The 20,399-nt window shown below is 64.3% G+C and carries 16 protein-coding genes and 1 pseudogene; 13 read left to right on the forward strand and 4 right to left on the reverse strand.

The window, feature by feature from the left end:
* Nucleotides 1-98: 98 nt before the first annotated feature.
* A complete protein-coding gene (locus FAZ97_RS26680) occupies nucleotides 99-1,175 on the forward strand; it encodes an MBL fold metallo-hydrolase (RefSeq protein ID WP_158761547.1) in 1,077 nt (358 codons plus the stop codon).
* 55 nt (nucleotides 1,176-1,230) lie between these two features.
* Here the strand turns inward: FAZ97_RS26680 and FAZ97_RS26685 are convergent, their stop codons facing one another.
* Nucleotides 1,231-2,775 (reverse strand): AMP-binding protein, encoded by a 1,545-nt coding sequence (locus tag FAZ97_RS26685; protein WP_233271908.1) that lies wholly within the window; start codon nucleotides 2,773-2,775, stop codon nucleotides 1,231-1,233.
* A gap of 256 nt (nucleotides 2,776-3,031) precedes the next feature.
* Here FAZ97_RS26685 and FAZ97_RS26690 point away from each other — a divergent pair, with 256 nt between their 5' ends.
* Genes FAZ97_RS26690 through FAZ97_RS26710 form a run of 5 tightly spaced genes read left to right on the forward strand, consistent with a single transcriptional unit; the run spans nucleotide 3,032 to nucleotide 7,987 of the window.
* The gene (locus FAZ97_RS26690) at nucleotides 3,032-4,213 is read left to right on the forward strand and encodes a lipid-transfer protein (RefSeq protein WP_158761550.1); all 1,182 of its coding nucleotides are present in this window, start codon (nucleotides 3,032-3,034) and stop codon (nucleotides 4,211-4,213) included.
* 13 nt (nucleotides 4,214-4,226) lie between these two features.
* A complete protein-coding gene (locus FAZ97_RS26695; protein ID WP_158761551.1) occupies nucleotides 4,227-5,426 on the forward strand; it encodes an acyl-CoA dehydrogenase in 1,200 nt (399 codons plus the stop codon).
* 15 nt (nucleotides 5,427-5,441) lie between these two features.
* A complete protein-coding gene (locus FAZ97_RS26700) occupies nucleotides 5,442-6,596 on the forward strand; it encodes an acyl-CoA dehydrogenase family protein (protein ID WP_158761552.1) in 1,155 nt (384 codons plus the stop codon).
* The gene (locus tag FAZ97_RS26705) at nucleotides 6,593-7,048 is read left to right on the forward strand and encodes a MaoC family dehydratase (RefSeq protein WP_158761553.1); all 456 of its coding nucleotides are present in this window, start codon (nucleotides 6,593-6,595) and stop codon (nucleotides 7,046-7,048) included. The genes FAZ97_RS26700 and FAZ97_RS26705 overlap by 4 nt, the downstream gene beginning before the upstream one ends.
* A gap of 36 nt (nucleotides 7,049-7,084) precedes the next feature.
* Nucleotides 7,085-7,987 carry an SDR family NAD(P)-dependent oxidoreductase gene (locus FAZ97_RS26710; protein WP_158761554.1) on the forward strand — a complete coding sequence of 301 codons (903 nt, stop codon included), beginning with the start codon at nucleotides 7,085-7,087 and terminating at the stop codon, nucleotides 7,985-7,987.
* A 172-nt stretch (nucleotides 7,988-8,159) separates the two neighbouring features.
* On the opposite strand, the gene FAZ97_RS26715 is transcribed toward FAZ97_RS26710, so the two are convergent.
* Both FAZ97_RS26715 and FAZ97_RS26720 read right to left on the reverse strand, forming a co-directional pair.
* Complete coding sequence (locus tag FAZ97_RS26715; RefSeq protein ID WP_158761555.1) at nucleotides 8,160-9,305, reverse strand: acyl-CoA dehydrogenase family protein; 1,146 nt, start codon at nucleotides 9,303-9,305, stop codon at nucleotides 8,160-8,162.
* A gap of 162 nt (nucleotides 9,306-9,467) precedes the next feature.
* Nucleotides 9,468-10,580, reverse strand: a complete 1,113-nt coding sequence (locus FAZ97_RS26720) for a CaiB/BaiF CoA transferase family protein (protein ID WP_158761557.1) — start codon at nucleotides 10,578-10,580, stop codon at nucleotides 9,468-9,470.
* Nucleotides 10,581-10,803: 223 nt separating this feature from the next.
* Between FAZ97_RS26720 and FAZ97_RS35475 the strand changes: the two are divergent.
* The 6 genes and pseudogenes from FAZ97_RS35475 to FAZ97_RS26750 all read left to right on the forward strand — a co-directional run.
* Nucleotides 10,804-11,094, forward strand: a pseudogene (locus FAZ97_RS35475) (hypothetical protein); the annotation flags it as partial.
* A 301-nt stretch (nucleotides 11,095-11,395) separates the two neighbouring features.
* Nucleotides 11,396-12,511, forward strand: coding sequence for a porin (locus FAZ97_RS26730; RefSeq protein ID WP_158761558.1), 1,116 nt, complete (start codon nucleotides 11,396-11,398; stop codon nucleotides 12,509-12,511).
* Nucleotides 12,512-12,588: 77 nt separating this feature from the next.
* On the forward strand, nucleotides 12,589-13,335 hold the full coding sequence (locus FAZ97_RS26735) for an SDR family NAD(P)-dependent oxidoreductase (RefSeq protein ID WP_158761560.1): 747 nt from the start codon (nucleotides 12,589-12,591) through the stop codon (nucleotides 13,333-13,335).
* A gap of 49 nt (nucleotides 13,336-13,384) precedes the next feature.
* Entirely contained in the window at nucleotides 13,385-14,134 is a 750-nt protein-coding gene (locus tag FAZ97_RS26740; RefSeq protein ID WP_158761562.1) for an electron transfer flavoprotein subunit beta/FixA family protein, read from the forward strand.
* 14 nt (nucleotides 14,135-14,148) lie between these two features.
* Nucleotides 14,149-15,081 (forward strand): electron transfer flavoprotein subunit alpha/FixB family protein, encoded by a 933-nt coding sequence (locus FAZ97_RS26745; protein ID WP_158761564.1) that lies wholly within the window; start codon nucleotides 14,149-14,151, stop codon nucleotides 15,079-15,081.
* A gap of 383 nt (nucleotides 15,082-15,464) precedes the next feature.
* Nucleotides 15,465-17,132, forward strand: a complete 1,668-nt coding sequence (locus tag FAZ97_RS26750) for an electron transfer flavoprotein-ubiquinone oxidoreductase (protein ID WP_158761566.1) — start codon at nucleotides 15,465-15,467, stop codon at nucleotides 17,130-17,132.
* A 297-nt stretch (nucleotides 17,133-17,429) separates the two neighbouring features.
* On the opposite strand, the gene phaC is transcribed toward FAZ97_RS26750, so the two are convergent.
* Entirely contained in the window at nucleotides 17,430-19,094 is a 1,665-nt protein-coding gene (gene phaC / locus FAZ97_RS26755) for a class I poly(R)-hydroxyalkanoic acid synthase (protein WP_158761568.1), read from the reverse strand.
* A gap of 433 nt (nucleotides 19,095-19,527) precedes the next feature.
* On the opposite strand from phaC, the gene FAZ97_RS26760 reads away from it, so the two are divergent.
* Nucleotides 19,528-20,244, forward strand: coding sequence for an OmpA family protein (locus FAZ97_RS26760; protein WP_158761569.1), 717 nt, complete (start codon nucleotides 19,528-19,530; stop codon nucleotides 20,242-20,244).
* Nucleotides 20,245-20,399 lie beyond the last annotated feature (155 nt).

The raw sequence follows: 20,399 nt of genomic DNA on the forward strand, positions 1-20,399 counted from the left end.
CCCGATTCCTCGCGCTCGCACGCGGGGAGCCGCATTTTTTTCTCCTGCGGGTTCGCCGGACGCGTCTCTTTCGTTGGGCGCCGCAGCGAGGAGGGCGCATGACGAGTGACGATTCGATGATCCGGCAGGCCGACGGCGCAGCCCTGCGTTACCCGTTCGAAGCGCTGCCCGCAGCGGGCGACGCGCTCAAGGTCGCTTCCGGCGTGCGCTGGATGCGCCTGCCGCTGCCCGGTGCGCTTACGCATATCAACGTGTGGGCGATCGAAGACGGCGACGGCTGGGCGATCGTCGACACGGGCCTGTCGCTGCCGGATTCGCGCGCGGCGTGGGAGGCATTGCTCGCGGGGCCGCTGGAGAACCGGCGCGTCACGCGCGTGCTGGTCACGCATCTGCATGCGGATCACGTCGGCCTCGCGGGCTGGCTCACGCGCCGTTTCGACTGTCCGCTGTGGATGACGCGCGTGGAATATCTGACCTGCCGGGCGAACGTGGCCGACCTCGGCCGCGAAGCGCCGCCGGAAGGCGTGCGTTTCTATCACCGCGCGGGTTGGGACGAGGCCGCGATCGAGTCGTACCGTGCGCGGTTCGGCCGTTTCGCCCGCATGATCGACGCGTTGCCGGGCAGCTTTCAGCGGCTCGAAGACGGGGCGCGCTTCATGATCGGCGCGCACGAGTGGCGGGTCGTGATCGGACGCGGTCACACGCCCGAGCATGCGTGTTTCCATTGCCCGGAACTGCGCGTTTTTATCGCCGGCGATCAGGTTTTGCCGCGCATCTCGTCGAATGTGTCCGTGCATCCGGTCGAGCCGGAGGCCGATCCGCTCGGCGAATGGCTCGCTTCCATCGCGAAGCTGCGTGCGGGGGTGCCCGACGACGTGCTCGTGCTGCCCGCGCACAACGAACCGTTCTACGGGCTGCACGAAAGGCTGGAGCGTCTCGAGCGCGGCGTGCTGCGCGGGCTCGACCGGTTGCGCGAGCACACGCGAATGCCATGCCGGGCGGTCGATGCATTCGGCGTTCTCTTCACAGGCAGCGTCGGGTCCGAAGACATGATGCGCTACACGCTCGCCACCGGCGAAGCCCTCGCATTCCTCAACTATCTTGTCCGGCGCGGCGAGATGCGCCGCGAGACGGACGCCGAAGGTGTCTGCTGGTACGCGCTAGCCGCGGCGTGAAAGGGACAGCCGCCGTGCGCGCAGCGCGGCGGCTGGCATGCGCCTGTAGCGCGGTTCACCCCACCTGGCGCGCGGCGTTGACCCAATACCGGTCGCGGATCTCGCGGCGAAGCACCTTGCCGACGGCGCTCAGCGGCAGGCTCTCGACGAATGCGATCGACTTGGGCGCCTTGAACCTGCCGATGCGGGCCTTCACGTGTTCGATCAGGGCGTCCGCCTCGATCCTGGCGCCGGTCATGAGCATCACCTCCGCGTGAACGGCTTCGCCCCATTCGTCGTGCGGCACGCCGACGACGGCGGACATCGCGACGGCCGGGTGCGCATCGAGCGCCGCTTCGACTTCGATCGCGTACACATTGAAGCCGCCAGTGATGATCATGTCCTTCTTCCGGTCGACGATGTACAGATAGCCTTCGTCGTCGAGATAACCGAGATCGCCCGATTTCCAGAAGCCGTTGGTGAACTCGGCGCCCGTGCCTTCAGGGTTGTCGAGATAGCCCCCGATCGTGGCGGCGGAGCGAAGCCATATTTCGCCGATGCTTCCCGCCGGGACCGGCGCGCCAGTGTCGTCGACGACGAGCAGTTCGACGCCGCACGCTATGCGCCCGGCCGAGGCGAGCCTCGAGGGGGTGGCCGCCGCGTGATCGGACTTGTTCAGCGTCGCGACGGGTTGCAGGCATTCGGTCGATCCGTAGACCTGTACGAAGATGTTGCCGAAGCGCTCCTGCAAGGGCTTGAGCTTTGCGGGACTCATCGGCGCGGCGCCATAGTGGATCGTCCGCAGCGACGTCAGATCGTGTTCGAGCGCCTCGGGCATGTCGAGCAGGCGGTAGAGCAGCGTCGGCACGAGCATTGCCATCGTGATCCGCTCGGCTTCGAGATTGCGGCACCACTGTGCGAGGTCCGGCGCGTTCTGGGTGACGGTGCAGCCGCCGCGAAAGAGCGTGGGCAGCATGCCGAGGCCCGAGCCGTGGCTGATCGGCGCCATGTGCAGAAAACGCGTTTGCGCGTCGAAGACCTGTTCGCGTTCGAGATAGTACGAGTCGCGGCACGCGAGCCAGTTCTCGATCGTATATTTCGCGCACTTGCCCTTGCCGGTCGTGCCACCCGTGAAGCGGTAGATGAGGATGTCGCGCGCGCTGTCGCTCTCGATGCCGGGATCCGCGTCGCTCACGCCTTGCAACAAGTCCCAGAGGCAGTGCAGCCCTTCGCGCGGCGCGGTCACCGGATCCATGCAAACCACCGTCGCACCGAGCGCACGGAGCATGCCGAAATAGGGGGCGATCAGATCGTTTTCGAGGAACACGACCTTGGGCCGGACGAGTTCGGCTTGCCACCGGTGTTCGTCCGGGCTGTCGCGCCGGTTGGTCCAGGCTGCGGTCGCCTCCCCCTTGAGTGCGGTCCAGGCATGCAGGAGCGAGAGGTTGTCGTTGTCGAGGATGCACAGGTAGGCGTCGCCACGCCGCAGGCCGAGGCGCTCGCGCATCATGTTGACGATGCGATTGGTGAGGCGGTGCAGTTCGCGGTGGGTGTAGCGGCGCGCCCGCTCGACGTTCACGAGCGCCTCGCGCTCGCCATAGCTGATGGACAGCTGTTCCACTGTTCGGGCAAAGTTGATGATCACTGCGTCGATCTCCGCGGGGTGGGAAGGGTGGTGCGGTTCGCGGAATATTGGTGTCTGCTGGTCAGGGCATCACCCCTCGTTAAGCGGGGGCGGGTTGACCCTGAGGCGACGCTCGCCGTCGCGCGAGGCACGCACCCCTTGAAAAGAGGGGGCCCCCGTTGTGGCAGTCATGCCTATGATGGGTCGGTGCTGATCGGCTCGATCGGCGATTACAACAACTGAAGGAGAACGTATGACGCGCAAAGTCGTCGTTGCGGGCGTGGGCATGGTCCCGTTCAAGAAACCCGGCACCAGCGAAACCTACGACCTGATGGGCGCCGAGGCGGCGCGGCTTGCACTGGCCGATGCCGGCGTCGCCTATCAGGCGATCCAGCAAGCCTATGCGTGCTTCGTCTATGGCGATTCCACCGCGGGCCAGCGCGCCCTGTATCACGTCGGCATGACGGGCCTGCCGATCATCAACGTCAACAACAATTGTTCGACCGGTTCGACGGGCCTTTTCCTCGCGCGTCAGGCGATCGAGGCGGGTGCGCTCGACGTCGCGCTCGTGGTGGGGTTCGAGCAGATGAACCCGGGCGCGCTCGGCAGCTACTTCAACGACCGGCCGCTGCCTTCCGATCTGTTCCTCAAGCAGTGTGACCGCCTCGGCGTGCCGGCCGAAATTCCGCCGGCCCTGCGCATTTTCGGCGGCGCAGGCATGGAGCACATGAAGCGCTTCGGCACGCCGCTCGAAAGCTTCGCGAAGATTCGTGCGAAGGCGAGCCGCCACGCGGCGAACAATCCGCTGGCCGTGTTCCGCAAGGTGATGACGGCCGAAGACGTCATGGCCGACCAGGTCATGTGGCCGGGCGTGATGACGCGCCTGATGGCCTGCCCGCCGACCTGCGGCGCGGCCGCTGCCGTGCTGTGCAGCGAAGACTTCGCGAAGAAGCACGGCCTCGATACGCGCGTCTGGATCGCGGCGCAGGCGCTCACGACCGACGGCCTCGAATCGCTCGAAGGCGACGACCTGCGCGACGTGGCCGGCTTCAGCATGGCGGAGAACGCGGCGCGCCAGGTGTACGAGGCGGCGGGCATCGGCGCCGAGGACGTAAACGTGGTCGAACTGCACGACTGTTTCGCGCACAACGAACTGATCACCTATGAAGCGCTCGGACTGTGCCCCGAAGGCGGCGCGGCGAAATTCATCGACGACGGCGACAACACCTACGGCGGCCGATACGTCGTGAACCCGTCGGGCGGCCTGCTCTCGAAGGGGCACCCGCTCGGTGCGACGGGCCTCGCACAGTGTACGGAGCTCGTCCAGCAATTGCGTGGCACGGCTGGCGAACGGCAGGTGCAAGGCGCGCGCGTCGCGTTGCAGCACAACGTCGGCATCGGCGGCGCGTGCGTGGTGACCATGTACCGCAACTGATCGGGAGACGTCGATGGATTTTCAACCTGATGCGGGTCTCGACGCGTTTCGCCAGCAGGTGCGCGCCTTCCTGCGCGAGCATCTGCCGCGCGATCTCGCCGGCAAACCGGTGGGCAGCGTGCGCTCGATGCGGCCCGATCTCGTGCGCTGGCAAAAGATCCTCAACCAGCAGGGCTGGGGCGCGCCGTACTGGGCGCAGAAGGACGGCGGCACGGGTTGGTCGGTGCTGCAGCGTCTAGTTTTCGACGAAGAGTGCATCGCGGCGGGCGCACCAACCCAGGACGGGTTCGCGCAGAAGCTGCTCGGGCCCGTGCTGAACGAATTCGCGTCGCCGGAGCAAAAGGCCGAGCACATTCCGCTCATCCTTGCCGGCGAGCGGCTGTGGTGCCAGGGCTTTTCGGAGCCGGGGTCGGGCTCCGACCTCGCGTCGCTGCGCACGCGGGCCGAACTCGACGGCGATCATTACGTTGTCAACGGCCAGAAGATCTGGACGAGCTATGCGCACGAATCGGACTGGATCTTCCTGCTCGTGCGCACCGACACGGAAGTGAAGAAGCAGGCCGGCATCAGCTTCCTGCTCGTGGACATGAAGACGCCCGGCATCACGGTGCGTCCGATCCGCAGCATCGACGACTGCCATCACCTGAACGAAACGTTCTTCGACAATGTGCGCGTGCCGGTGGCGAACCGCGTCGGTGCGGAAGGCGCAGGCTGGAGCATCACGAAGTTCCTGCTCAACAACGAGCACGCGAGCGCGGCCGACCTGCCGATCTTGCGGCGCTATCTGATGCAGTTGCGCAAGCTCGCGTCGGCACAGCGCGCCAGTGGCGAAGCGCTGATTGCTCAGCCAGCGTTCGCGCTGCGCCTCGCGCGTCTCGAAGCGGATGTGAGCGCGGTGGCGGCGATGGTCAAGCGCGTCGCGGGCATGGAGCAGGATCACAGCCCCGCCGCCCATGCGATGGGATCGATCCTGAAGGTGCGCGGCACGGAGCTCCAGCAGCGCATCAGTGAATTCATGGTCGAGGCGCTCGGCGACTACGGCGCCGTGGCCTATCCCGAGCCGCACGACGCGTGCGAGGGCGAGCCCTTGCCGGATCAGGATATCGGGCGCGGCATCGCGAACGAGATGTTCTTTCGCCGCGCGTCGACGATTTATGGCGGCACGAGCGAAGTCCAGCGCGGCATCATCGCCAAGATGCTGTTTCAACTCTGAGTCGTCGGAAGAATCATGAATTTCACTCTCAATGCAGAGCAGCAGCTGCTGCAGGACAGCGTCCGGCGCTTCGTCGACAAGGACTACAGCTTCGAATCGCGCACGGCGCTCATCAAGGCGCGCTCGACGTGCAGCGCGGCGCATTGGCAAACCTTCGCGGACAACGGCTGGCTCGCGGCGGCGCTGCCCGAATCGTGCGGCGGCCTCGATGGTTCGCTTACCGAAACAATTTTGATCGCGGGGGAACTCGGGCGTGGGCTCGTCGTCGAGCCTTTTCTCGGCTGCGCGGTGCTCGCGGCGCAAACGATCGTCGCTGCGGCCACCCAGGCGCAGCGCGAGCAATGGCTGCCCGCGCTCGCGGACGGCTCGCGCAAATTCGCGCTCGCCTATAGCGAGGCGCAATCGCGCGGCTTTCCCGAGCCCGTCGAAGCGATCGCGGCGGCGACGCCGGAAGGCTATGCGTTGACCGGCCGCAAGACGCTCGTGCTGGGCGGCGCGGATGCCGACAGTTTCATCGTTTCCGCGCGCGCGCAAGACGCCGACGGCATCACGCTTGTGCTCGTGCCGGCGGATGCGCCGGGCCTGTCGCGCCGCACGCTGCCGCTGCACGACGGCAGCTTCGCGGCGGAACTGACGTTCGACAGCGTGCGCGTGACGCGCGACGCGGTGGTGGGCGTGCCGGGTCAAGGGCTCATGGCGCTGCAGCACGCTCTTGCGCACGCGACGGCCGCGCTCGGCGCGGAGCTGGTGGGCGCGATGGAGAAGTCGCTCGAAATCACGGCCGAATACCTGAAGATGCGCAAGCAGTTCGGCGTGCCCATCGGCAGCTTCCAGGCGCTGCAGCATCGGCTTGCGGACATGGCGGGGGAAATGGAACTTGCGCGCTCGATGCTCTACGCGCTGCTCGCCTCGCTCGAAAACGACGACGCGCCAGCGCGGGCGCGCACCGTTTCGCAGGCCAAATCGGTGATTGGCCGCGCCGCGCGCTTCGTGTGCGGCCAGGCCATTCAGCTGCACGGAGGCATCGGCATGACGGAGGAATATCAGGTCGGCCATTACTACAAGCGCGCGGTCGTCGCCGACGTGTTGTTCGGCAGCAGCGACCAGCACGATGCTGCTTGCGCCGCGCAGTTGCAGAACGAATTGCTTCAAAAGGACAACCAGGCATGAAGAGCTTCGAAAAAATCGCCGATCTGCAGCCGCTCGTCGGCGAGTCCATCGGCACGAGCGAATGGCTGCTGATCGATCAGGAGCGCGTCAACCGCTTCGCGGACGCGACCGGCGATCATCAATGGATTCACGTCGACGAGGAGCGTGCGAAGACCGGCCCGTTTGGCGGAACGATCGCGCATGGCTTCCTCACGCTGAGCCTGCTGCCCGCGTTTTTCGCGACCGCGTTCGAAATCAAGGAGACGCAAAGCGGCCTGAATTACGGGCTCGACAAGGTGCGCTTCATTTCGCCCGTTCCGGTGGGCCGACGCTTGCGCGCGCACTTCAAGCTGCTGGAGTGGACCGCCGTCAATCGCGGCGGCGCGCAACTGAAGATCGAGATGACGGTCGAGTGCGAGGGCGCGGACAAACCCGCCTGCATTGCCGAATCGATCACGCGGCTCTTTCCCTGATATTCCCTTTTTGATAATGCGTGAGGAGATGCAAGCATGAGTATTCGTTTTGATGGGCGCGTGGCGATCGTGACGGGCGCCGGCGCGGGCCTCGGCCGCGCGCACGCGCTGGCATTCGCGGCGCGCGGCGCCAAGGTGGTCGTCAACGACTTCGGCGGCGCGCGCGACGGCACGGGCGGTTCTTCCGAAGCGGCACTCGCCGTGGTCGAGGAGATCCGGCAGGCTGGCGGCGTCGCGATTGCCGACGGCGCGAACGTGGCCGACTACGAGCAGGTGCAGGCGATGGTCAAGCGCGCCGTTAGCGAGTTCGGCCGCGTCGACATCCTCGTGAACAACGCGGGCATCCTGCGCGACAAGAGCTTCACAAAGCTCGAGATGGCCGACATCAAGGCCGTTCTCGACGTCCACCTGATGGGCGCGATCAACTGCTCGAAGGCGGTCTGGGACGTCATGCGCGAGCAGAACTACGGGCGCATCGTGATGACGACGTCGTCGTCGGGCATGTATGGCAACTTCGGTCAGTCGAACTACGGCGCGGCGAAGATGGCAGTGATCGGCCTGATGAATGCGCTCACGACCGAGGGCCGCAAGAACAATATTCTCGTCAACACGATCGCGCCTGTGGCCGCGACGCGCATGACGGCCGACATTCTTCCCGAGGCGATGCTCGAGCGTATCCAGCCTGAGCGTGTCACGCCCGCCGTGCTGTTCCTCGCCAGCGAGAACGCGCCGTCGAAGATCATCATTGCGGCAGGCGGCGGCGCTTTTGCGGCAGGCACCGTTATGGAGACCGCGCCGGTGCTGCTGGACGACAGCGACGTCACGCCGGAGGGCGTCGCGGCCCACTTCGACGACATCGCGAACTGGGGCACGGCGCGTGCGTATGGCGAGTCGGGCGAGCAGGTGCAGCGCTTCCTGAAGCTCGTCTGCGGCCTGTAACTGAACCGCACGCCACACGCTTCGCAAGACCGCCGCTTTCTGCGGCGGTTTTTCTTTGCCTGGAATATTCACGCGCAAGGCCATGTGACAGGAAAAGGAGGCGTGCGTAAAAAGGCCCGCGTGCATGACGCGGGCCTGAATTCCAATTCGACTTCGGTGCCTCGACTATCGCTCAGTCGAGGTTGCGGGAAATGATCAGTTTCTGGATGTGGCTCGTGCCTTCATAGATCTTGCAGATGCGCACGTCGCGCAGATAGCGTTCGACCGGAAAATCGGTCAGGTAGCCGTAGCCGCCGTGAATCTGCACGGCTTCGGAGCAGACCTTCTCCGCAATCTCGCTGGCGAACAGCTTGGCGATGGACGCTTCCTTGATGCAGTCGAAGCCGGCGTCGCGCAAACGCGCGGCGTGCAGGCAGTACTGCCACGCGACGTCGACCTGCGCGGCCATGTCCGCGAGATCGAACGCGACGGCCTGGAGTTTCGTGAGCGGGGCGCCGTAGGCTTCGCGCTCGCGTGCGTATTTGACGGCGGCGTCGAGCGCGCCGCGTGCGACACCCGCGGAGATGAACGCGATGCCGATGCGCCCGTCCGAGACGCCCGCCATCACCGTGCGATAGCCGTTGCCCTCGTCGCCGAGCAGGTTTTCCGCCGGCACCCGGTAGTCTTCGAGCGCGATCTGCGCCGTGTGCGCGGTGTGCTGGCCCAGCTTGCTCTCGATACGCGTGACGGCGTAGCCCGGCGCCTTCGGATCGATGATGAACGTGCTGGCGCCGCGCTTGCCTGCGGTTTTGTCGGTGATGGCGAACACGATGCCGACGCCTGCTTCGCTGCCGTTCGAGATGAACTGCTTGGTGCCGTTGAGCACGTAGTGATCGCCATCGCGGCGGGCGCTTGCGCGCAGCGCAGCGGTATCGGAACCCGCGTGCGGCTCGGTCAGCAGGAACGCGCCGATCGACTCGCCGCGCGCCATCGCGGGTAGATAGTGCTGCTTTTGCGCTTCGGTGCCGTGCTCGACGATCGTGAGCGCAGTGAAGTTGTGCACGTGCACGATCGTCGCGAGCCCGGCATCGACCGCCGCGAATTCGTGTTGGGCGATGCAGAAGTCGAGCACGCCCGCGCCGGACCCGCCATATTGCTCGGGAATCAGCATGCCGAGAAAACCGAGCTCGGCGAGCGCCTTTAATTCATCGCGCGGCCAGGCGGACTGGAGATCGCGTTCGGCAGCGGTGGGCGCGATGATTTCGGCCGCCACGCGGCGCGCGGTGTCGCGAATCAGGATTTGTTGTTCGGTGAGGAACGAGCGGTTGCTATCGGTCATCGTTTGGATTCCTTCACATGTGAAGCGGATTTCGGTTGACTGGGCCGCGGGTTCTGCGCGAGCCCTTTCGTCGTCTTGTCGTTTCGTCGGCGCGCAAGCGGCCTTGGCGTCACGACAGCGCTTTCGCGTTGCGGTGACGCCATGCGGTGCGGGCGGCGGCGATCAAGTCGCCAGCCAGTCGCGCAGCACGCTCTCTTGTTGCTCGCCGCGCCGCGGGATCGGTCCCGGTCGAGTAGCAGGAGTTGCCGAGAAGCGCGGCGCGGGTGCGGCCTGCAGCACGCCGTCCTCGCGCGTATAGATCCCGCGCGCACGCATGTGCGGATGGTCGGCCGCTTCGTCGGGGCTCAGCACGGGCGCAAAGCACGCGTCGGTGCCTTCGAGGAGCAAGCACCATTCGTCGCGGCGACGCTGCGCGAAGAGTGCGGCGAAGCGCTCGCGCAACTGGGGCCACCTGCTCGTGTCGTAGGGCTTGTCGAACAGCGCGTCGGCGCCGAGTCCGAGCTTCTCGCGCAGTTCGCGATAGAACTTGGGCTCGAGCGAGCCGACCGAAATAAAGCCGCCGTCGGCGCAGCGATAGGTGTTGTACCAATGCGGTCCATCCAGCAGGCTCTGGCCGCGTTCGGGGCGCATCTGCCCCGACGCCTGCAACGCGAGCAGCAGCGTCGTCATGTGCGCGCTGCCGTCGACGATGGCAGCGTCCACGACCTGGCCCGCACCCGTCGCGCGCGCGCTCATGATTGCGGCGAGCAGGCCCACCGCGAGATACATCGCGCCGCCGCCCACGTCGCCGACGAGGCTCGGAGGCGTCACGGGCGCTTCGCCGGGCTGCCCGGCATACCAGAGCGCGCCGGACAGCGCGATGTAGTTCAGGTCGTGGCCGGCCGCGTGGGCGAGCGGGCCGTCCTGGCCCCAGCCGGTCATGCGTCCGTAGACGAGGCGCGGATTGCGCGCGAGGCAGACGTCGGGACCCAGGCCCAGGCGCTCCATCACGCCGGGGCGCATGCCTTCGATGAGCGCGTCGCTTTGTTCCATGAGCCGCAGCACGGTTTCGACGCCCTCGGCCGTCTTGAGATCGACCGCCACCGAACGCTTGCCGCGATTGGCGATCTGCGTGCTGCCGAGGTCGAGCGCGTCGGCACCCGCTTCGATGCGGTCCACTACAACCACGTCCGCGCCGAGATCGGCGAACAGCATGGCGCAAAACGGACCGGGGCCGATGCCGGCGATCTCCAGCACCTTGAGCCCGGCGAGCGGGCCTTGTCGTTGTGTTGTCATAGGTGTCTCGCTACATGTCGATGAAGCGAATGATAGAGAGCGTGCCCAACGCCGCGTGCCCCCTAATCTTGAGGGGGACGGCGCGACTTTTACCCGGCCTATCCTTGCATGGCGCTCGCACCGTTTCGGGTTGCCTGTGGGATGGTTGCTGGCACTGCCTCGTGATGATCATTGAGACGGACACTGCCGCACCATCAGGACTACTAGTGTCCACGGACACCAAGAGCGCGTCGACGCCGGCTTGCGTGCAGCGAAGATGGGTACGTCCTGCGTCCGCTACGAAATCGGGCGCTTTCGCGAAGGCGACGCACGAGCGGCCGCACAGGGGCACTTCGTGCATGTCTATGTCGACCGTACGACGAGGCGCCCCAAAGCCGTTCTCGCCGACGTTTCGCGCGGCACGCTCGGTGCTCGACCCCGTCGCCGGCTGATTCTCCTGACCACCGTTTCTGTCGATTCATTGGGTCCATGCCACATGACGGCATGTCGACACCCCCCAATAGCGAGGGGGTAAGGCAAAAATCGAAGCGCCTATGCTAGATCACACGTGCCAACTGCCTGGCTGCGCAGGAAGTGAAGCGATGGGCCCTGCGCGGAGTGCATTTCCGCTCGCCACGAAAGGAAGTCTGGCCGTCACTCGCTGCACAAATATAACGTCGTAAAGCGCACATAAATCGAAGAGCAGTGCAGGGCAGGGCGTAATCCGGCTTGCGGCAGAAACCCTGTTGCGCACTTTAGTTTCCCCGCATGTATCGAATCGGGGTGTTGCTTTACCCGTGCCGTACGCGGCGCGGACAAAAATGAAGGAGACATGCATGCGTAGTATCGGTAAAGGCCTTGTGGGCGCTTCACTGCTCGTTGCAGCAGGCGGGGCAGTGGCGCAAACCAGTGTGACCTTGTATGGCGTGGCAGACACGTTCGTGCAATTTCTCGGCAACGGCGCGGTTCATTCGTGGTCGGTGCGCAGCGGCGGCAATAGCGGTACCAGCTTCGGGCTTCGGGGAAGCGAGGACCTGGGCGGCGGCCTCAAGGCCATGTTCACGCTCGAGAACGGCTACACCATCAACAATGGCGGATTCTTCGTCGACAGTTCGACGCTGTTCTACCGTCAGGCCTGGGTGGGGCTGAGCGACGAAAAATATGGTTCGCTCACGTTCGGGCGTCAGTATCAGCCGACCTTCTGGGCCATTTATCCGACCGATCCCTTCCGCGGCAACGAAGTGCTCTCGCCGCTGTCGGCTGCGGCGGTTGCTGCGGACAAGCACACGCTCGCCACGCAGAGCGCGTCGGGACGCAGCAGCAACTCGATTGTCTATCAGTCGCCGGTAGTAGGCGGTCTGAAGCTGTACGCGATGTATGGCTTGGCGACCACCGTGACGCAGCCGATTCCGCAGAGCCTCGGCAACATTCTCGATGTCTCGCTGACCTATTCGGGCGCCGCCGCCTATGTCGGCATCGCGTACCAGAATCAGCATTCGGGCACGGAAACGGTTCCTGGGCTGCCGGGTCCGCTAAACCTGCTGGGCACCGAGCGCTTCACGGGCGCGCTGGGTTACCGCATCGGCATTGTGAATCTTCAGTTTAACTACACGTATAACCGGTCGAAAGATGCGCCCGCTGGATCGCTGGCCGCGCGTCTCGGCGCCGATCATTCGTACAGCATCATGGAAGCCGGCGCGACGATACAGGCCAGTTCGGCCGATACGGTCGAAATTGCAGCCGTCGAGCGCGACGTGCGCGGTGTCCACGACAACACCCCCGGCGTGCAGCTCGGAGTCGATCATCTGTTGTCCAAGCGTACGACGATCTACGCGCGCGCAGGGTACATGAAGAACAACGGTTCGGCGACGATGAGCTGGCCAGGCATCACGGTCAGCGGCGCTAACGCCACTCAGACGATGGTGGCAGTGGGGATGTCGCATCGCTTCTGATAGCTGGCGCGTGTCGCAGCCGGTGCCGGCCTCGTGAAGCGCTTTTTCGTTTGGGTAACAGGAAGTCAAGGAAGAAGATGAATCTCCAGAACAAGGTAGCGATTGTGACGGGCGCGGCGTCGGGGCTAGGTCTTGCGACCTGCAGAGGACTGACGGCCGCCGGGGCCAGGGTGGTCGGCTTCGACCTCGACCAGACGAGGCTCGATGAGGCGCTCGGTGTGGACGTGAAGGGCATCGCGGTCGATGTTGCCGACGAAGGCAGCGTGAAGGCCGGCGTCGACGCCGTGGTGGCGATGCATGGGCGTGTACATATCGCGGTCAATTGCGCCGGCGTTCTCGGGCCTTGCAAAACCCTCTCGAAAGGGCAGATCTTTCCTTCCGAACTGTGGAATCGTGTGCTTGGCGTGAATCTCACAGGGACGTTCAATGTCATCAGGCACGCTGCGTTCGCAATGAGCGCTAACGAGCCCGATGAAGGCGGCGAGCGCGGCGTGATCATCAACACGTCTTCGGGGGCTGCTCGTGCCGGGCAGATGGGGCAGGCAGCCTATAGCGCGAGCAAGGCGGGTGTGATCGGCATGACGCTGCCGATCGCACGCGATCTTGCGGAACATGGCATCCGCGTCGTTTCGATTGCGCCGGGGCTGTTCGAATCCGGCATGTCCGCAGGGATGCCGCAAAAGGTGTCGGACGGGTTGATCGAGAAGATGCTGTTTCCGCGGCGCATGGGTAAGCCGGAAGAGTTTGCAGGGCTTGTGCGCCACATCGTCGAGAACGCGTATTTGAACGCGATGACGATCGATATCGACTGCGGCACGCGTTAAAGGACTCGGCCCGGGAAACCGGGCACGTTCAGTGAATCGGGAGAATGATGTGAAGGTATTGGTTGCGGTCAAGCGCGTCGTGGACGCGAATGTGAAGGTCGGCGTGAAGTCGGATGGCACGGGCGTCGACATCGCCAACGTGAAGATGTCGATGAACCCGTTCGACGAAATCGCCGTGGAAGAAGCGGTGCGTCTGAAGGAAGCGGGCGTGGCGACGGAAGTCATCGCCGTTTCCGCGGGCGTCACGCAAGCGCAGGAGACGCTGCGCACGGCGCTGGCCATCGGCGCGGATCGCGCGATCCTCATCGAGTCGAACGAAGACCTGCAGCCGCTGGCTGTCGCCAAGCTGCTGAAGGCGCTGGTCGACAAGGAACAGCCGCAACTGGTCATCCTCGGCAAGCAGGCTATCGACGACGATTCGAACCAGACCGGTCAGATGCTCGCCGCTCTCGTGAACCTGCCGCAAGCCACGTTCGCCTCGAAGGTCGTGGTTGCCGACGGCAAGGCGACCGTGTCGCGCGAAGTGGACGGCGGCGCGGAAGCGCTGTCGCTCACGCTGCCCGCCGTGGTCACGACGGACCTGCGCCTGAACGAGCCGCGCTACGTCACGCTGCCGAACATCATGAAGGCGAAGAAGAAGCCCCTGGAGACGGTCAAGCCGGAAGACCTGGGCGTCGATGTCACGCCGCGTCTGAAGACGCTGAAGGTTGCCGAGCCGCCCAAGCGCAGCGCTGGCGTGAAGGTGCCGGACGTGAAGACGCTGGTCGAGAAGCTGAAGACCGAAGCCAAGGTGCTGTAAGGAGCGAGACGAAAATGACGAATCTGGTTATTGCTGAACACGACAATCACTCGATCAAGGCCGCGACGCTGAACACCGTCGCTGCAGCACAGAAGATTGGCGGCGATGTGCACGTGCTGGTCGCGGGCCACAACGCCCAGGCAGCAGCGGACGCAGCCGCGAAGATCGCAGGCGTGGCGAAGGTGCTGCTCGCCGATGCGCCGCAACTCGAACAGGGTCTTGCCGAAAACGTCGAAGCGACGGTCCTGAGCATTGCGAAGAACTACTCGCACATCCTCGCGCCGGCAACGGCAGCGGGCAAGAACGTCACGCCGCGTATCGCCGCGAAGCTCGACGTCGCGCAGATCAGCGACATTACCGCTGTCGATTCGCCGGACACGTTCGAACGTCCGATCTACGCGGGCAATGCGATCGCAACGGTGCAATCGGTCGACCCGATCAAGGTCATCACCGTTCGCACGACGGCATTCGACGCAGTTGCAGCCGAAGGCGGCAGCGCAGCCGTTGAAAAGCTCGACGCAGCAGCGGACAGCGGCCTCACGCAATTCGTCGGCCGTGAAGTCACGAAGCTCGACCGCCCTGAACTCACGAGCGCGAAGATCATCGTCTCGGGCGGCCGGGGTCTGGGCAGCGGCGAGAACTACACGAAGGTTCTGGAACCGCTGGCGGACAAGCTCAACGCAGCGCTCGGCGCCTCGCGCGCAGCAGTGGACGCTGGCTACGTGCCGAACGACTATCAAGTGGGTCAGACCGGCAAGATCGTCGCGCCGCAACTGTATGTGGCAGTCGGCATCTCGGGTGCGATCCAGCATCTGGCCGGCATGAAGGACTCGAAGGTGATCGTCGCGATCAACAAGGACGAAGAAGCACCGATCTTCAGCGTGGCCGACTACGGCCTCGTGGGCGACCTGTTCACGGTCGTGCCGGAACTTTCTGGCGCAGTCTGATCGGGCACGCAAGTGCAGGGTGGCAGGAGAATCGGATGAGTGTCCGGGAGAGGTCGCTGCGCGCCATCGTCCAATCATGGCTCGGCGCGCCACGTGCAGGACGCATCCGCGTCACGCGCTTTAGCCATTCGCGTCGGAAGTTGTGGCGCTATGTATGCGTCGAGTCGGTCCGCGAAAGCGGCACGATGGCGCTGGTGTTCTTTCGACACGACGACGGCTCATGGTGCGTCTTTCCGCCGGCGCCGAGGCGTCCGGTGATGGGTGGAGTACCTGAAACCGACGCGTCGCTGCGGCACGCGTCAGAGCCGGCGTATCAACAATAGGCGGTCGCCCCGTCCGGCATGCGGGGCGCAGAAGGGAAAGGGACGGTAGTGGGCATTTCGATGGCGACAAATGACGACCTCGCACCTATGCGCGAGTCAATGGAATACGACGTGGTGATCGTGGGTGGTGGCCCAGCCGGCTTGTCCGCTGCGATCCGCCTGAAGCAGCTGGCCGCGGAAAAGGGCACCGAAATCGGCGTTTGCGTGCTGGAGAAAGGCTCGGAAATCGGGGCGCATATCCTCTCGGGTGCGGTCATGGATCCGCGTGCCCTGAACGAGCTGATTCCGGACTGGAAAGAGCAAGGCGCACCGCTGAACGTGCCCGTGACCGAGGACAAGTTCCTTTTTCTTTCCGAAACGGGGGCTAAGTCTGTGCCGAACTGGGCACTCCCCGACAACTTCAAGAACCACGGCAACTACGTCATCAGCCTCGCGAACGTCACGCGCTGGCTGGGCCAGCAGGCCGAGGCGCTGGGCGTGGAAATCTTCCCGGGCTTTCCGGCCGCCGAAGTGCTCTACAACGACGACGGCTCCGTGAAGGGCGTCGCCACCGGCAACATGGGTGTCGGCAAGGACGGCGAGCCCACCGAGAACTTCCAGCTCGGCATGGAACTGCACGCGAAGTACACGCTGTTCTGCGAAGGCTGCCGCGGGCACCTGGGCCGTCAGCTCAACGAGAAGTTCAAGCTCGGCAAGGACTCGGACCCGCAGGTCTACGGCATCGGCATCAAGGAACTGTGGGAAATCGATCCCGCGAAGCACCAGCCGGGCCTCGTGATTCACACGGCTGGCTGGCCGCTTGAGTCCGACACGTATGGCGGCTCGTTCCTGTATCACATCGACAACAACCAGGTGATGGTGGGTTTTGTCGTCGGTCTGGCGTATCAGAACCCGTATCTCTCGCCGTTCGAGGAATTCCAGCGCTACAAGACGCACCCGGAAATCCGCAAGTACCTCGAAGGCGGCAAGCGCGTGTCGTATGGCGCGCGCGCGATCACCGCGGGCGGCCTGATGTCGCTGCCGAAGCTCGTGTTCCCGGGCGGCGCGCTCGTGGGCGACGACGCGGGCTTCCTGAACGCCTCGCGTATCAAGGGCAGCCACGCGGCGATCAAGACCGGCATGCTGGCTGCCGATGCAGCATTCGAAGCCGTGCGGGCCGGCCGCCAGAGCGATGAACTCGCGGCCTACCCCGAAGCGTTCAAGCAGTCGTGGCTCTACACGGAACTCCACAAGGCGCGCAACTTCAAGCAGTGGATGAGCAAGGGCCTGTATCTGGGCACGCTGATGGTCGGCATCGAGCAGAAGCTGCTGGGCGGCAATGTGCCGTGGACGCTGCATCACCAGCATCGCGACCACGAGATGCTGAAACCGGCTTCGCAGTGCAAGCCGATCGAGTATCCGAAACCTGACGGCAAACTCACGTTCGACCGGCTCTCCTCGGTGTTCATCTCGAACACGAACCACGAAGAGAACCAGCCCGCGCACTTGACGTTCAAGGATGCGAGCGTGCCCGTGGACGTGAACCTGCGCACCTACGCGGGCCCGGAAGCACGCTTCTGCCCGGCCGCGGTGTACGAGTTCATGAAGAACGATGACGGCAGCGACCGCCTGCAGATCAACGCGCAGAACTGCGTGCACTGCAAGACGTGCGACATCAAGGACCCGACGCAGAACATCGTGTGGGTCACGCCGGAAGGCGGCGGTGGGCCCAACTATCCGAACATGTAGTCAGGGCGACGCTTTCACGTGGGTTCGCGCTTCGTTGTGGACCCAATCACCGCATCGGTCTGAAATTCGGAAATGCCCAACTTCGAGTTCACAACTGTTCCGACGGTGATCGTCGAGTATGGCGCGGCTCGCCGCCTCGGAGAGGTCTTGCGCGAGCGCCATCCGGTCCTCGAGCGCCTGTGCGTCGTAACGGACCGCTTCCTGCATCAAGGCGGCCTGCTAGGCCCGGCGCTCGACACTCTGTGTCAGCACGGCGGGAAGATGCTTGCCGTCGACGCCTGGTCGGCGAGCTCGCCATCACGCGACGCGCGTTTTCACGTACCGGCCTGGCGCAGGTTCGATCGGCGCATATACGGCGTTCCCGGATTGCTTCGGTGCGGCTCGCAACTTGCCGGAGTGGCCGCGCAGCCATTCGCTCCAGTGCGGCCACCAACTGCCGGGATGGGTGCTTGCATGTGCGAGCCAGTCGTCGGCGTCTGACGCCCGATCGTCGTCACCGGTCCAATAACTTCGCTTGTTCGCGGCAGGCGGATTGATGACCCCGGCGATGTGACCGCTTGCGGCAAGCACGAACTGCGTGTCGCCTCCCAGCAGCCTCGTCGTGAGCCACGCGGAGCGCCACGGCACGAGGTGATCGCGTTCGGTCGCCAGCACATAGGCCGGAACGTTCGCCTTGCCGAGGTCGAAGGGAACTCCGCAGACTTCGAGCTTGCCTGGTACGCGCAGCTCGTTCCGATGGTAGCCGTGCCGCAACAGCCACGTGTACATCGGGCCGGGCAGATTGGTCGCATCGCTGTTCCAGTACAGCAGATCGAAGGCCTCGGGCGTCTCGCCCTTGAGATAGTTGCCGACGACATAAGGCCAGAGCAACTCGTTCGCACGCAGGGACTGGAACACGAGTGCGAGTGCCTTGCCGCTCAGGAGGCCGCGCTTGCCGAGTGTCTGCTCGGCAAGCGCGACAGTGCGCTCATCCACGAACGTGCCGAGTTCGCCCGGCTCGGTAAAGTCGATGAGGGTCGTGAGCAGCGTCATGCTGGCTGCGGGCTGCTCGCCGCGCGCACCGAGGACCGCCAGCGCGGATGCGAGCATGGTGCCTCCGATACACCAGCCCAGCGTATTGACCTTGTCCGCGCCGCTGACAGCGAGGGCGACCTCGATTGCTTGAATGACGCCTCGCTCGAGGTAATCGTCCCACGTGCTTTGCTGCAACTCGTTTTGCGGATTGCGCCACGACACCAGAAATACGGTATGGCCTTGCTCGAGCGCGAATCGGACGAACGAGTTCTGCGGTTGAAGGTCGAGAATGTAGAACTTGTTGACGCACGGCGGCACGATCAGCAATGGACGCCGAGCGACCTTCTGAGTCAGGGGCGCATACTGCACGAGCTGCATCAGCTCGCATTCGAAAATCACCTCACCATTGGACATGGCTACATTGCGGCCGATCTCAAAGGCGCGTTCGTCGGTGATCGCGATCTGACCGCGAGTCGCATCGGTGAGCCAGTTCCGCAGACCTGCGTACAAGCTTTCGCCGTTCGATTCGAGCGCGAGCTGAAGGGCCTCGGGATTGGTGAGTATGAAATTCGCCGGACTCGACGCGTCGATGAGTTGGCGCGTCAGGAAGCGTAACTGTTGCTGCAATTTCGGCGCGACATCGGCTTCCTTCATCATGCCGGCGAGCAATTCAGTGTTGAACTGGTATGACTGGACGACTGCGGCGTACCACGGATGACGATGCCATTCCGGCGCGTCGAAACGGTGATCACCGGTGGCGAGCGGACTGATTTCGGACATTTTCCCGTCGCGCGGGCGCAGACCCGCCAGCGCTTGCCATAGCATCGATTGTCTGTCCCAGTACTGTTTTGCCAGGTTGGCAATACGGTCGACAGAATTTGAGGTTACAGACACGCTGAATCCGCAAAGATTTTCATGCTCAGGGTTATTCGGACGTTTTCCGTTCACGACTTCTCCGTGGCAAGCGGTTGAATAGCGGGGAATGGCGCTGCTGCTTGCGATGTGTTGCGGCCGTCGGAGCGCAAACCAGGTCTGACCGTTCTCGGGCCGGTGCGGCGCTGAGCCTCCTCCTGGTCGGCGTGTAAGCGACGAGGCGTCTCTAGTGATGCAGGCCTACGGTAGGGCGATTCGCCTGGCACGTCACCCCCCTTTTCGATAGGCAAAGCGCGTGAGGCAAACGCGCCGGGCGCCGAGCCGAGAGCGACCGGCCCTGCGATCAACGGCACGATGGCGGCCCGAGTCCCGTTCTTGCTGGTGACGCCAATGGCGAGAGTCGCGCGTTCCGTCATTGTCTGGTTGAGAGCACAACCAGGGTCTCGTATCGTGGACCGAGTTCGGCGCACGCCGGACCGATCTCCGTCGTTCACAACTCAAATCGACAATGAAACTACGACATCTTTCTGCCTGTGCCTTGGTTACCTCGATCGCGGCAGGTTTCACCGGTTGCACTACTGCTTCCGGCCCGCTCCACAACCTCGACGTCGTTACACTCGCAAACGGCACCCAAGCCTGGCGCGTTCAGTGTCTTGGCTTGCTGGAAAGCTCAAAGGCCTGCATGGCCAAGGTCAACGCAATTTGCGGCGACAAGCAGCCGCTACGAGTCTCGTCGACGGATCGCGCAATGTCCGGCTTCAAGCCAGAAAATGATCCGCGCGAAATCACGTTTATCTGCCAGACGCCGCAGCCGGTGGTCCAGCAACAGCCCGTCGTCCAAGCGCCGCCGCCAATGCCCAAGGTCGAGCCGCGCACGATCACGCTGAACGCGGACGCCAACTTCACGTCCGGCAAGGCCGATCTGCTCCCGGCTGGCAAGCAGCAACTCGATGGCTTTGTTCACGATAGCGCCGGCGTCAACATCGGCACAGTCGTGATCAATGGCCATACCGATTCGGTGGGCTCGAAAGCCTATAACGACCGCCTCTCGCTGCGCCGTGCGCAAACCGTGCGCAACTATCTCGAGTCGCATGGTTTGCACGCGGGCCAATATGAAGTGCACGGCTACGGTTTCTCGAAGCCGATCGCGTCGAACGCCACGACTGAGGGCCGCGCGCAAAACCGTCGTGTCGAAATTCAGACCAGCGGTATTACCGCGCGCTAGGCCGTACGTGTAGTACGCAGTAAAAGGTTCCGCCCGTGCAAACGGGCGGACGACAGTGCGCCGGATCGCAGGGGACGTCGACGCAGGTCTGGCGCGTTTGTGCCTGCCGAAAGAATCGCGCGCAGATAATGCTGGACGCAATTTATCGAGCCACT

The organism is Paraburkholderia acidiphila (assembly GCF_009789655.1).
GTDB lineage: Bacteria > Pseudomonadota > Gammaproteobacteria > Burkholderiales > Burkholderiaceae > Paraburkholderia > Paraburkholderia acidiphila.

Excerpts from the sequence above, each read along its gene's own strand:
- FAZ97_RS26680 (WP_158761547.1), top strand. The coding sequence starts at position 99 with ATGACGAGTGACGATTCGATGATCCGGCAGGCCGACGGCGCAGCCCTG.
- FAZ97_RS26690 (WP_158761550.1), top strand. The coding sequence starts at position 3,032 with ATGACGCGCAAAGTCGTCGTTGCGGGCGTGGGCATGGTCCCGTTCAAG.
- FAZ97_RS26695 (WP_158761551.1), top strand. The coding sequence starts at position 4,227 with ATGGATTTTCAACCTGATGCGGGTCTCGACGCGTTTCGCCAGCAGGTG.
- FAZ97_RS26700 (WP_158761552.1), top strand. The coding sequence starts at position 5,442 with ATGAATTTCACTCTCAATGCAGAGCAGCAGCTGCTGCAGGACAGCGTC.
- FAZ97_RS26705 (WP_158761553.1), top strand. The coding sequence starts at position 6,593 with ATGAAGAGCTTCGAAAAAATCGCCGATCTGCAGCCGCTCGTCGGCGAG.
- FAZ97_RS26710 (WP_158761554.1), top strand. The coding sequence starts at position 7,085 with ATGAGTATTCGTTTTGATGGGCGCGTGGCGATCGTGACGGGCGCCGGC.
- FAZ97_RS26715 (WP_158761555.1), bottom strand. The coding sequence starts at position 9,305 with ATGACCGATAGCAACCGCTCGTTCCTCACCGAACAACAAATCCTGATT.
- FAZ97_RS26720 (WP_158761557.1), bottom strand. The coding sequence starts at position 10,580 with ATGACAACACAACGACAAGGCCCGCTCGCCGGGCTCAAGGTGCTGGAG.
- FAZ97_RS26730 (WP_158761558.1), top strand. The coding sequence starts at position 11,396 with ATGCGTAGTATCGGTAAAGGCCTTGTGGGCGCTTCACTGCTCGTTGCA.
- FAZ97_RS26735 (WP_158761560.1), top strand. The coding sequence starts at position 12,589 with ATGAATCTCCAGAACAAGGTAGCGATTGTGACGGGCGCGGCGTCGGGG.
- FAZ97_RS26745 (WP_158761564.1), top strand. The coding sequence starts at position 14,149 with ATGACGAATCTGGTTATTGCTGAACACGACAATCACTCGATCAAGGCC.
- FAZ97_RS26750 (WP_158761566.1), top strand. The coding sequence starts at position 15,465 with ATGGCGACAAATGACGACCTCGCACCTATGCGCGAGTCAATGGAATAC.
- FAZ97_RS26760 (WP_158761569.1), top strand. The coding sequence starts at position 19,528 with ATGAAACTACGACATCTTTCTGCCTGTGCCTTGGTTACCTCGATCGCG.